The following is a 12,011-nucleotide window of genomic DNA, read 5'->3' as shown; positions in this document are numbered from 1 at the left end:
TAGAAGAAAACGAGGCTGGAATGACTTCCCGCCTCGTTGACTCGTGCCCGCTTATCGGGTAATGTTTTGTCGAATTTCAGACTTCATGAACAACCGCGTGGTGTCGTAATCAATATCAGAAATCATTTCCCCAAACATCCGGAAACCTTCTTGTTGATATTCAACCAGTGGGTTCAATTGGCCGTAACCACGCAACCCAATTGATTGACGCAATTGATCCATGGCATCAATATGGTCGGTCCAATGCGAATCAACCACACGTAACAGGACAACCTTTTCGAATTCCAGCATTTGTGCTGGATCGTAGAGTTGCTTTTCCTTTTCATCATAGACTTCGTTAGCCAAGCCCATGAAGAACGCCTTGATCTCGTCAGCTGACTTATCCTTCAAGTCATCCAAACTGATCTTTTCAGGCGAAACCATGGCGGAAATCCCGAAGTCGAGTAACGTATCGAGATCCCAGTCTTTTTGATCGCCTTGCGTATGCAGGTCAACCACCCGGTCAACGGTCCGCTTGATCATTGGCATCAGTACCCACTTCAGGGACTTATCCTGGTTGATCACTTCGTTCCGTTCACCATAGATGACATTCCGTTGTTGCCGCATAACATCATCGTATTGCAACACATTCTTACGGGAGTCATAGTTGTTCCCTTCAACCCGTTTCTGAGCTGATTCAACTTGCTTGGTAATCATGGTGCTACGAATAACGGCGTCTTCACCGTCAACGTTCATCCGTTCCAAGAAACTCTTGACCCGGTCGGAACCGAACCGACGCATCAGGTCATCTTCAAGGGAGAGGTAGAACTGCGTCATACCAGGGTCACCTTGACGACCGGACCGGCCACGAAGTTGGTTATCGATCCGTCGTGATTCGTGTCGTTCAGTCCCAATAACCGCCAGGCCACCAATTTCAACCACGCCGGGTCCCAACTTGATGTCGGTCCCCCGCCCAGCCATGTTGGTGGCAATGGTAACGGCGCCACGTTGACCGGCATTTTGGATAATGTCGGCTTCCTTGGCATGGTTCTTGGCGTTCAAGACAACGTGAGGAATTTGTTCCTGGTCCAGTCGTTGTGACAGGTATTCAGAGGTTTCCACGGCAACGGTCCCAATCAACATGGGTTGGCCCTTTTCATGGAGTTCCTTAATCTCACGAACAACCGCGTTAAATTTAGATTCCAACGTTGGGTACAGCAGGTCGGGTTGGTCAACCCGAACAACTGGCTTGTTCGTTGGCACGGAAATAACTTCCATGTTGTAAATTTCCCGGAATTCTTCAGATTCTGTCTTGGCCGTCCCAGTCATCCCGGCAAGCTTCTTGTACATCCGGAATAAGTTTTGGTAGGTAATGTTGGCCATGGTCTTGGTTTCTTCTTGAATCTCAACGCCTTCCTTGGCTTCAATCGCTTGATGCAAGCCATCGGAATAACGCCGACCATCCATAACCCGACCAGTAAAGGAATCAACGATTAAGACTTCACCATCTTGAACCACGTAGTCCTTGTCTCGCAGCATGATGAAATTAGCCCGCAAGGCTTGGTCCATATGGTGGGTCAAGGCCGTGTTATCAGTGTCGTACAAGTTATCCAGGTTAAAGTACTTTTCAGCCTTTTCAATCCCGGTATCGGTTAAAGCAACGGTCTTAGATTCCAAGTCAATCTTGAAATCATCATCGTCGTGTAAGGTTTTAGCAAACCGATCAACACGACGGTAAAGGGCACTAGTCCCTTCGGACTGACCAGAGATGATCAATGGCGTCCGGGCCTCATCAATTAAGATAGAGTCCACTTCGTCGACAATGGCAAAGTTTAATGGCCGTTGAACCATATCTTCTTTGTAGACGACCATGTTATCCCGCAGGTAATCGAACCCGATTTCCCCGTTGGTCGAGTAAGTGATGTCGGCGTTGTAAGCTTCACGCTTCTCTTCAGGAGACTTTTCGGCGGAGTTCAACCCAACGGACAGGCCCATCCAGTTGTACAGTTCACCCATTTCGGTAGCATCCCGCGCAGAGAGATATTCGTTAACCGTGACCACGTGAACCCCTTTGCCGGCAATGGCATTCAGGTACACGGGCATGGTAGCGGTCAAGGTCTTACCTTCACCGGTCTTCATTTCAGAAATGTTCCCTTCGTGGAGGACAATCCCACCCATGATTTGGACGTGGAATGGATAGAGACCCAGAACCCGCCGAGCACCCTCACGAATGGCCGCAAAGGCTTCAGGCAAAAGGTCGTCTAGAGTTTCGCCAGCTTGGTAACGCTGCTGAAACTCAGGCGTTTTGGCCTTCAGGTCGTCGTCTGAGAGCTGTTCATATTGATCAGCGTAAGAACCAACCTGATCCGCTAATTTACTGAGGCGTCGTAAAGTTCGGCGATCACTTTCGACCCATCGTTTCAAAATATTTGGCATGTGAGAATTCCCTTCAGTACATTTAGTAAGTCTATTTTAAAGTTACCCATTTATTTGCGATAATTCAACCTACAGTTTACCACTATCCCAGCCGAGATGAAACTATTCCACATAGTCTGATGACCGTAAAGCGCTTCCTTTAGCGTCAACTCAATAAAAAAAGGCGTCGCATCACTGCGACACCCTTAGTTGTTGAGTTAACGATCATTACCGTCGGCTTCGATTAAACCATAACGACCATCATTCCGCCGATAAACAATGCTAATGCCATTAGTTTCGGCATCTTCGTAGATGAAGAAGTCGTGGCCTAACATGTCCATTTGGAGAACAGCTTCTTCATTGTCCATTGGCTTCAATGAAACTCGCTTAGTCCGAACAACTTCTAACTTGCCATCTTCCGCTGAGTCTTTGTCAGCGGCATCGTCAGTTGAGAAGTCAAGGTTCTTGTAACCCTTTTCCCGTGACTTACGGTTAACCTTAGTCTTGTACTTGCGGATTTGCCGTTCCAGCTTGTCCGTTACCAAGTCAACACTGGCATATAAGTCGGGGGAAGTTTCCTCTGCCCGTAATGTCAAGTATGGGAGTGGGATTGTTACTTCAACCTTAGCGGTCTTGTTTTGGTAGACCTTCAGGTTAATATGCGCAATTGCCTCAACGTTGTTATCGAAATATTTCTCTAACTTGCTGATGCGCTTTTCGACGTAATCCCGTATTGCGTCAGTAACTTCGATGTTTTCACCACGAATATTAAATGTGAGCATAAAACTTCTCTCCCTTCAGCCAAGAAATCACTTGGCTTGCTCAGCATTAGAAGGACCACTCTTCTAATATGCTTTGCTTACTAATATTATAATGGAAAGCCTTCTCATAAACAATTAATCTAATGATTTTTATTGAACTTTATCGCGCTAATGTCAGGCTAGTAACCGCTTTCGCGCCCCCCAAAATAATTTCAGCTGCGGCATGTCGTAGCGTCCGACCAGTCGTGTACACATCATCGAGCAATAAAACCCGCTGATTAGCCAGTAACGCCGGTGCATTTTCAACTAGTCGAAAGGGTTGTTGAGTCATCAGTCGTTCGGCCCTGGTTTTAGCCGATTGGGGTTGGTCCTTGTGACTGGCCCGCACCGTGAGTGCCTGAAAATAGGGTTGGTCCGTCAACCAGCCCGTGACCTGATTGAATCCTCTCGTTTGCCAGGTCGCCGCGTCAATCGGAATGGGGACTAAGAGGTCGTAGTCTTCCTGGTGGAGCGCCCGGACCAACTCCTGTTGTAAGACCTCACGCAGGGCATAATCTCCTTGAAATTTATACTGCTGCATATAGGCCTTAAAGGCGGCATCATATTGATAGACCGCATGGTTGGTTAAGCTGTTGGCCCCCCACCGTTGGCAGTCATAACAACAACGCCTGTCCGTCTGCTGCCGACCACATCGCGGACAATGGTCAGCTGTCACCCGCTGGAAGCGAGTCAAGCAGCGCTCGCAAACCGTTTCAGTCCGCTGTTGGCCGAAGCGCCATAATCCCGATAACGTCACCGTCTGTCTAATCGGTTGGCCACACCAAACACATCGGGTCAACGAATCCGACCGCCAAGCCGCTTACCCTGTTGATTCAATTGGGCAATCATCCGTTGTGCCGCCAGCACGGCCCGTGTCTGTGAATGACAGTAACAGGTCACCTCACCGGTGGGAAACTGAGCCGAACGGCCAACTCGACCGGCAATTTGAACGAGTGCCGCCGTTGAAAAGACGCCGTCATCCCCACCAAAGATGATCACGGCGACGTTAGCAAAGGTCACCCCACGCTCCAGAATGGTGGTCGTAATCAAGAAAGGAATTCGTTGGCCCCGCATGGCCAGGACCTTTTCCTGTCGTTTAGGATCCCCCGCATGAACCGTCACCGCTTCTAAGATACCGACTCGTGCCAACGCCAACTGAATCGGCCGTAGATCGGCCACATGCGGGACAAACAACAAAAAGGGTTGGCCATCGGCTAAATACCTCTGAACGTGGCGAACTAGCTTGGCCGGTAACCGCCCGTTTTCAAGTCGTTGCCGCCAGTGCCAGACGATCTGCACGTGGATCTGCGGTAACAAGACGCAGTGATAGCGTAAGGGCACATAGGTCACCGCCAGTGCTCGTCGGCGAACCAGCCGTTGTAGCTCAGGTCCGGGTGTCGCCGTCAACAGCAGATGACTACCGGTGGCTTTCTGGGCATGCTGAATGGCCATCTGTAGCATTGGACTGCTTCGCAACGGAAAGGCATCGACTTCATCCACAATTATCCAATCAAAGGCCTCCTGGAATCGGAGTAATTGATGGGTCGTGCAGACCGTCAATTGACAATAGATATAGGGCAATGGCTGACCCCCGTATAGTAAGACCTGTGAGGTCGTTGCAAAGGCCTGCCGTAACCGTGGGGCCAACTCTAAACAGACATCTACCCGCGGCGAACACCACGCAATCCGCCACCCCTTGGCCAATGCCCAAGCCAGGGCTGGAAAGGTAATTTCAGTCTTACCGGCTCCCGTGACCGCCCAGAGCAAATGGTTTTGCCGCCGTTGCAGATGTTGAAGAACGGCCTGAGCCGCCTGCTGCTGTTGCGGGCTTAAGGTCCCCAACCAAGATAATGTTGCGGCCGCCCTGTGTGAGAACCGATTTGGTTCCGGAATAGTGTATAATTTATCTCGAGTGGTTAACCGCCCCATCTGCAAGCAGTGGCGACAGTAACTCGTTCCATTGGCCAGTCGATCGGTCGATCGAACCCGTTGATGACACCGTTGACAACACCATTCGGTCCCAACTGGCACTAAGGCCGGTCGCCCTGCCCCGTGCGACGGCGGTTCCGATATCTGGCGCCCAAACCACTTTTTCTCGCTAAGCATGATCCGCCTCCTCATTTTCTTGCTAACGAGAGTAACTCCGTGCGCTAATCGTTATTCTTCGAAAGAAAGAGGTTTTTTTATGGAAACCGACTACTTAACTATTCAATCCAGTGGGACTCACGAACTAGAAATTAAAAAGTCCCGCTTCATCGCGGACCTCGGTCGGGTGACCGATGAGGACGCTGCAAAGGACTTCCTGGCCAATGTCATCGCTAGGGAGCCCAAGGCAACCCACCATTGCTGGGCCTACCTGATCGGCGAACACGATGAGATTCAACGCGAAAGTGACAACGGCGAGCCCTCCGGAACCGCTGGCGTGCCCATCCTAACCGTTCTGCAACGGAATCACCTCCACAACGTGATTGCCGTCGTCACGCGTTACTTTGGTGGCATCAAGCTTGGCGCCGGGGGCCTCATTCGCGCCTACAGTAACGCAACATCAACCGGGGTCGAGGCAACCGGTGTCGTTAAGCTGGTTCGCCAACAGTCCCTCACGGTCACCGTGGACTACGGTAACTTTGACCGCCTCAGTCATTATTTAAATGATGAACAAATCAGCATTCTGGATACAGCCTATGGTGCCGACGTGGCTGTGACCATTGCCGTCGACCTTGCCGCCGTTGAAGCCGTGCAAACGGCCATGACCAATCTGCTCAGTAACCGCCTAGCGATTGCCATCGGCGACATCGATTACCATGAAGTCCCCGTTGAAATTAATGCCAGTCGCCATGCCGACGACTAAAAAAGACTGCCGCAACTTACTCGTTGCGACAGTCTTTTAATTTTTAATCAGAATTTTTTGACGTCAGCTTTTTAACAATATGCTTAATCCAGTGGAGCAAGGGTTGTCGATCCGATCCAACCAGTCCGATCGCCTCCACAAACAACTCCAAACCAATCAAGATGGCAATGGTCAGCAGAACTGATCCCCAGATGGTGGACAGCGGGTACAACAGTGAAATAAACGAAAAGATTAAGGCAATCCCATAAATCACGAGAACCGTTTGCCGGTGGGTCAATCCCAGTTGCATGAGCCGATGATGCAGGTGATGCTTATCCGCGTGCGAGATCGGTTGCCGATTTAAAATCCGCCGAATCATCGCATAAACGGTATCGGTAATCGGTACCCCAAGAATAATTACTGGAATGACCACCGAGATAAACGTGACGTTCTTTAACCCGTACAAGGAGAAACAAGCGATCATGAAGCCAATGAACTGAGCCCCAGTGTCCCCCAAGTAAATTCGCGCGGGAAAGAAATTATATGGAAGGAAACCAACCATCGCCGCGACCAATGCGAAGATCATAATGGCTACCCAGGTATTGGCCACGTTCAGGAAGAACAGGCCCGTAATCCCTGTGGTTGTCAGTGCAATGATTGAAACCCCCGTGGCCAGCCCATCAAGCCCATCAATGAGGTTAATGGCATTGATAATAGCCACGATCCAGAGGAGCGTGATTGGTAAGGATAACCACCCAAAATGCCAGGCCCCAATGAAGGGTAACGTTAGGTAGCGCATGCGAACACCCGCCACGAAGTAAACTTCTAGAGCCGCCAGCAGTTGCCCAAAGATTTTCTGCCGGGGGGTCAGTTCGAAGATATCATCGAGCATCCCTTCAGCCACAATGATACATTCACCACCGAAGAGTCCCCACAACTGTTGTGTGGGCATCTGATCTCGCAGAAGAAACATCGTTGAGAAGGTAAATGCAATAAAAATTGCCAGACCACCAATGGTCGGCATTGGTACCTTATTGACCCGCCGCTGATTAGGCTTATCCACTGCACCAATTTGGAACGCAAACCGGCGCACAAACGGTGTTAGGACTGCGGAGATAATCATGGTAGCAAACAAGCTAACAATAATCTCAAATTTCATAGAGCGTCCTCTTTCTTTCCTAACGTATCTTTTGCTAATTATACAAATCTCCGAAATTAAACACAACCGCAATTTAAGTTTGCAACTGGTCTAACCGGTTTGTCTAAGCCACTTAATTAATTCACAAGCGAATTTTATCACATCCTGTGTACTGATTCACAATTAGAAACGTTATAGAAAGCGCTTACTATTGATTAAACCCATTATACTTGTGCACAAGTAAGCAGCTGAAGACCGAAAAAGCAAAGATTAAGCTTGTGCAAAGACTATATAAGCCATATAATGAATTTAAGGTATTGAGAAAGGTTTCACATTAGCCTTTTCGGGTGATACCGTCCTTTAAAAGTTTGTGAAGTTTTTCCTTGCATGTCACCCTGGGTTTGATTTTAGAAAGGAGATTTTTCTATTGGCTGCTAATAAAGATGTTGAAAAGGTGGATTTGGCTGAAGAAAAACCCGCTTCTCCCATCCTAATTCAAATGGGGATTTTTGCTGCTATCTTGTTTGTTTCCAGTTTAATTTCCCCTCTGTTTCCGGCTTCATTTCCAGTTCCAACGCCGGTTATTGGATTAGTCATCCTGTACGCCCTGTTGGCCTCACATATCGTGAAGCTACGGAACGTGGAAAAGTTCGGGGATTTCATGATCAGTTTGATTGCTTTTCTGTTTGTGCCGTCTGGGATTCAACTGGCCGCAAGTCTTGATATTCTCAAGACTCAAGGTGTCCAGATCGTTGTCGTTGTGCTCATCGCTACCATCGTCCTCTTGGTTGTGGTTGCTTATACCGCGGCCTTCCTCATCCGGATTCGGAAGAATGTCTTCCATCGTAACGTTGACGTCGACGACGATTAAGGATCGTCCCGCAATCGTACACAATAAATAGAAAAGGATGACGACATATGATGATTTTAACTGCGACCCCACACATGGCTGTCTGGGGAAAGTGGCTAGGCGATGCGTTGGGTACCAACGCCGCCGGAGCTTCAGCTGGTAATGCACTCTTTGGTATTTTTCTTTCATTAATTGTCTATCTAATCGGGCAATGGTTATTCAAAATTGGAAAGGGCTTCTTCCTCTTCCAACCATTGTTCGTTGGGATGGTTCTAGGGATCTTCATTCTCTACTTGATGGCTAGAGCCTTTGGGACCGATACGGCCACCTTCTACAAGTCAGCCTACCTGCCCGGTGGGAATATCATCTTCTGGTTCTTGAACCCGGCCACAATTGCCTTTGCCATTCCACTGTATCGACGGAATGACGTGGTCAAGCGGTTCTGGTTAGAAATTGTTCTGGCACTTATTATCGGGCTAGTTATTTCTCTATTCATTATCTACTACGCTGCCAAGTTGTTTGGCCTGGACAAGGTTGGAATTGCTTCCATGCTGCCACAAGCCGCAACGACTGCGATTGCCATGCCAATCGCCACGGCCATCGGTGGGAATGCCGCCGTAACAGCTATGGCCTGCATCCTGAACGCCGTTATCATTTACGCGTTAGGTGACTGGCTGGTTAAGTTCTTCCGCATCAACAACGATCCTATCGGTGCTGGTTTAGGTCTTGGAACCGCCGGCCATACAGTTGGTTCTGCCAAGGCTCTGCAATTAGGGTCCATTCAAGGGTCAATGGCTTCAATCGCCGTGGTTATAATCTCCATCGTGGTTGACATCGTGGTCCCACCATTTGCAACTATGATGGGCTTACGTTAATTTAAAATTAAATCATAACAACGTAAAAGTCCTTCGCAATCGAGTTGATTGCGAAGGACTTTTTTTACTAGTCTTTTAAGTGATAATTGTAAGTGGAAACGATGATGTTTTCCCGTGAATTCAGGATGGCTCGTAGCCGTAACGCCGTTTGGTTATGCAACACATTCTGCCAAGGATGCCGCGGAACGAATTGGGGAACCAGAACCGTCGTTGTAAAGTTACGTTCAGCCGCCCGCTTAGCAATCACGTCACAGAAGCGTAACGTTGGCGTTGCGATGGACCGATAGGAGGAGTGGATATCCACGAAGCGAATGTCCGGGAACTCTGCCTTGAACTCCTGAGCCGTCTTGTGCTCCTTCTCAGGATTTTCATCGAAGGACACATGCATGGCAATCACATAATCACCAATGGATTGAGCATAGTTGATGGCGCCGGTCGTCACCCGGGTAATGTTGCTAACCAAAACGATAACCGTTGCCCCGTCATAGTTATGAATGTCGGCCTTGGCCTTTTCTGCCACCCGCAGTTGCCGAGCAACGTTGCGGTAATGATGCTTAATGCGGTAGAACAAGCGCAGAACCAGTGGCATGATGATCAGGTATGGCCAAACGTTGCCGAAATGTTGCCACAGCAAGAGGATGACCAGCGCTAACGAAATCAACGCCCCAATCAGGTTAATAAATGCCTTACCCATCCAGAAGCCTTCCCGCTCACGGAACCAGTGGATGATCATCCCTGATTGAGAAAGAACGAATGGCACGAATACCCCAATCGCATACAGTGGGATTAACAGCGTCGTCTGACCATGGAAGATGAAGATCAGCACGATCGCCCCAACTGCCAGTGAGATAATCCCATTGGAATAGCCCAGTCGGTCCCCTCGGTCTAGGTACGCGTGTGGCAGGAACTTATCCTTTGCCAAGTTGTACGCCAGAATTGGAAAGGCCGAGAACCCGGTGTTGGCGGCGACGGCTAAAATCATGGCCGTCGACAGTTGCAACAGGTAATAGAGCACGCCGTGGCCAAAGACCCCGGACGCAATCTGTGACAAGACCGTTTGGCTACTCTCGGGACGAATCCCCATGTAGTAACTCAGGTAGGTAATCCCAGCGAAGAAGACCGCCAGAATTCCGGCCATAATGGCCAGCGTGGATGCAGCATTGTGCCGCTTAGGCTCCCTGAAATTAGGCACGGCATTACTGATGGCTTCAACCCCAGTCAACGAGGAGGACCCAGATGAGAATGCCCGGAAGAACAGTAGCAAGGTCATCCCTTGCACACTACCGTTCATTGGTGCCGCAGCATGGTAGGTAATATTCCCGGTCGTGATGTTGTAAAGCCCCATCCCAACCATGACAATAATCATCCCGATAAAGAGATAAACCGGCACCGTCAGAAACGACGCCGATTCCCGCATTCCCCGTAAATTCAACAACATGATGCCAATCACAATTAGGATTGAAATCAACACCGAGTACGGATACAGGGCCGGAATGGCCGAAGTAATGGCCTCGGTCCCTGACGTCGTTGAAACGGCCACCGTTAACATATAATCGACCAACAAGGACCCGCCGGCAACTAATCCGGCAGATTGTCCCCAGTTCTTGCTGGCAACAACGTAGGCGCCCCCTCCGGAGGGGTACGCGTGAATAATTTGTTGGTAGGAAAGCGTGATCGCAAACAACAGAATTAAAACCAGCGCGGCAACCCACAATTGATACATGAGGGCGGCAGCAGATAAGGTAATAAGAACTGTGGTGATTTGCTCAGTACCATATGCCACGGATGAAAGGGCATCAGACGACAACAATGCTAATGCTTTAAACTTGGTCAGCGCCTGGCCACCTTCGTCCATAGTCTTGAGGGGTTTTCCAATCAAAACCCGCTTTAAATAATGCCACATGACTACTTTCTCCTTATCTCCACAAATAATGAAACGGGCTTCAGCCCGCTTAACTCCTTCATTCATCAAAATCTGAATGCAGACGTAATTCTACTACAATTAAACCCACATTACCACACCTCAAATAGTTAGCAAACCGTAAAAACGTTTACTTGGCAATTTAATATCCCACCAAATTTTTTACAAAAAAACGATCGTTTTTGGCCATCATCTGAACACATTATAGTATGATGGAAATAAACAAGGAGGGACACTATGTCAACTATTATTAACGGCGTGACTTTCTTTCAGGACGGCGTGATTACAGAACCAGTGGTGCAAAACCACGTATTTGACTACACCGATATCGCGGAGAAGGTCTTCAAAGAACACGATATTTTTCTAACTGCTCGCCATCACCAAACCAATCGGTACCCCGGCCGGTTTCAGCAGGTCCGAGTATCAAACACCTTTTGTACGGAACCTTACACCATGTACCTGACGGGGCATCACTTCTTTAGCATGGGGGCCTTCAGTCTGGCTGCCAGCAACCTGCCACTGGACACCCTTGTTGGCCGTTATTCTTCCATCGCCAGCAGTGTTCACCGGTTCCCGCTCAGTCACCCAACGACGCGGTATACGACCTCTATGCTCACGTATGACCGTAATACCATGGCCTTTCAAAAATACCTAGCCGACTCTGGCAATACCGTTGACTACGAACCCAACAATGGGGCGAATAACGGCGGCCCTCTCGTGATTGGTAACGACGTGTGGATCGGTGCGGAAGTCCGGTTTGTGCCTAAGCCATTGACGATTGGCGACGGCGCCATTATCGCCGGCGGTGCCCTGGTGACCAAGGACGTTCCACCCTATGCGGTCGTTGGCGGATCACCGGCAAAAATTCTGAAATACCGGTTCCCAGAACCCATTATTGAACGCCTAATGGCGCTTAAATGGTGGCAATACGGCTACGGCGACCTGAACGTTGAGCCGGGTGATGATATTGAAACCTTCCTCGACAAGGTCGAACAACAGGTGGCCGACGGCGACTTACAGCCCTTCACCCCGCCCGTTGCCACCCTCGATGACTTCGTCGAAATGGCTAAACGCCACGAAGCCGTCGAAGACGGTCAGAATTAGCCTCAAGGCTTAAATGAGTTGTTTGCGTAAATTGCAAGAACAAGTTAGCCAGTCGTTGAGGACAATCCCAGAACAGGCCGTTATCAAATAGAAGTTGTGGCG

10 protein-coding genes are annotated in these 12,011 nt (G+C 49.3%); 4 read left to right on the top strand and 6 right to left on the bottom strand.

Features of this window, described 5'->3' with window-relative positions; genetic code table 11:
• Positions 1 to 51: 51 nt before the first annotated feature.
• The 4 genes from secA to EKM96_RS04515 all read right to left on the bottom strand — a co-directional run bounded on the left by secA (position 52) and on the right by EKM96_RS04515 (position 5,300).
• Positions 52 to 2,415 (bottom strand): preprotein translocase subunit SecA, encoded by a 2,364-nt coding sequence (secA, locus tag EKM96_RS04530; protein ID WP_125640383.1) that lies wholly within the window; start codon positions 2,413 to 2,415, stop codon positions 52 to 54.
• Positions 2,416 to 2,612: 197 nt separating this feature from the next.
• Positions 2,613 to 3,176, bottom strand: a complete 564-nt coding sequence (hpf, locus tag EKM96_RS04525) for a ribosome hibernation-promoting factor, HPF/YfiA family (protein ID WP_125640380.1) — start codon at positions 3,174 to 3,176, stop codon at positions 2,613 to 2,615.
• 139 nt (positions 3,177 to 3,315) lie between these two features.
• Complete coding sequence (locus tag EKM96_RS10665; protein WP_225417611.1) at positions 3,316 to 3,735, bottom strand: ComF family protein; 420 nt, start codon at positions 3,733 to 3,735, stop codon at positions 3,316 to 3,318.
• A gap of 254 nt (positions 3,736 to 3,989) precedes the next feature.
• Positions 3,990 to 5,300: a helicase-related protein gene (locus tag EKM96_RS04515; RefSeq protein ID WP_125640374.1), complete on the bottom strand. Its 1,311-nt coding sequence runs from the start codon at positions 5,298 to 5,300 to the stop codon at positions 3,990 to 3,992.
• A 79-nt stretch (positions 5,301 to 5,379) separates the two neighbouring features.
• On the opposite strand from EKM96_RS04515, the gene EKM96_RS04510 reads away from it, so the two are divergent.
• The gene (locus EKM96_RS04510) at positions 5,380 to 6,042 is read left to right on the top strand and encodes a YigZ family protein (RefSeq protein ID WP_125640371.1); all 663 of its coding nucleotides are present in this window, start codon (positions 5,380 to 5,382) and stop codon (positions 6,040 to 6,042) included.
• 43 nt (positions 6,043 to 6,085) lie between these two features.
• Here EKM96_RS04510 and EKM96_RS04505 read toward each other — a convergent pair whose 3' ends face one another.
• Positions 6,086 to 7,180 (bottom strand): glycosyltransferase family 4 protein, encoded by a 1,095-nt coding sequence (locus tag EKM96_RS04505; RefSeq protein ID WP_125640368.1) that lies wholly within the window; start codon positions 7,178 to 7,180, stop codon positions 6,086 to 6,088.
• Positions 7,181 to 7,658: 478 nt separating this feature from the next.
• Between EKM96_RS04505 and EKM96_RS04500 the strand changes: the two genes are divergently transcribed.
• Together EKM96_RS04500 and lrgB are read left to right on the top strand one after the other, a co-directional pair.
• Positions 7,659 to 8,030, top strand: coding sequence for a CidA/LrgA family protein (locus EKM96_RS04500; RefSeq protein WP_382336245.1), 372 nt, complete (start codon positions 7,659 to 7,661; stop codon positions 8,028 to 8,030).
• A 47-nt stretch (positions 8,031 to 8,077) separates the two neighbouring features.
• Positions 8,078 to 8,884 carry an antiholin-like protein LrgB gene (gene lrgB / locus EKM96_RS04495; RefSeq protein WP_125640365.1) on the top strand — a complete coding sequence of 269 codons (807 nt, stop codon included), beginning with the start codon at positions 8,078 to 8,080 and terminating at the stop codon, positions 8,882 to 8,884.
• A 67-nt stretch (positions 8,885 to 8,951) separates the two neighbouring features.
• Here the strand turns inward: lrgB and EKM96_RS04490 are convergent, their stop codons facing one another.
• Complete coding sequence (locus tag EKM96_RS04490) at positions 8,952 to 10,787, bottom strand: APC family permease (RefSeq protein WP_125640362.1); 1,836 nt, start codon at positions 10,785 to 10,787, stop codon at positions 8,952 to 8,954.
• 255 nt (positions 10,788 to 11,042) lie between these two features.
• Here EKM96_RS04490 and EKM96_RS04485 point away from each other — a divergent pair, with 255 nt between their 5' ends.
• Positions 11,043 to 11,909, top strand: coding sequence for a CatB-related O-acetyltransferase (locus EKM96_RS04485; RefSeq protein ID WP_225417609.1), 867 nt, complete (start codon positions 11,043 to 11,045; stop codon positions 11,907 to 11,909).
• Positions 11,910 to 12,011 lie beyond the last annotated feature (102 nt).

The sequence above is a fragment of the Levilactobacillus tangyuanensis genome (assembly GCF_003946545.1).
GTDB lineage: Bacteria > Bacillota > Bacilli > Lactobacillales > Lactobacillaceae > Levilactobacillus > Levilactobacillus tangyuanensis.
Note: the sequence above shows the minus strand (reverse complement) of the source record. Positions and strands in the feature narration are given on the sequence as shown.

Bases quoted from the DNA above. Each gene is read 5' to 3' on its own strand.
- EKM96_RS10665 (WP_225417611.1), bottom strand. From the start codon at position 3,735: ATGCAGCAGTATAAATTTCAAGGAGATTATGCCCTGCGTGAGGTCTTA.
- EKM96_RS04500 (WP_382336245.1), top strand. From the start codon at position 7,659: ATGGGGATTTTTGCTGCTATCTTGTTTGTTTCCAGTTTAATTTCCCCT.
- secA (WP_125640383.1), bottom strand. From the start codon at position 2,415: ATGCCAAATATTTTGAAACGATGGGTCGAAAGTGATCGCCGAACTTTA.
- EKM96_RS04485 (WP_225417609.1), top strand. From the start codon at position 11,043: ATGTCAACTATTATTAACGGCGTGACTTTCTTTCAGGACGGCGTGATT.
- EKM96_RS04490 (WP_125640362.1), bottom strand. From the start codon at position 10,787: ATGTGGCATTATTTAAAGCGGGTTTTGATTGGAAAACCCCTCAAGACT.
- lrgB (WP_125640365.1), top strand. From the start codon at position 8,078: ATGATGATTTTAACTGCGACCCCACACATGGCTGTCTGGGGAAAGTGG.
- EKM96_RS04505 (WP_125640368.1), bottom strand. From the start codon at position 7,180: ATGAAATTTGAGATTATTGTTAGCTTGTTTGCTACCATGATTATCTCC.
- hpf (WP_125640380.1), bottom strand. From the start codon at position 3,176: ATGCTCACATTTAATATTCGTGGTGAAAACATCGAAGTTACTGACGCA.
- EKM96_RS04515 (WP_125640374.1), bottom strand. From the start codon at position 5,300: ATGCTTAGCGAGAAAAAGTGGTTTGGGCGCCAGATATCGGAACCGCCG.
- EKM96_RS04510 (WP_125640371.1), top strand. From the start codon at position 5,380: ATGGAAACCGACTACTTAACTATTCAATCCAGTGGGACTCACGAACTA.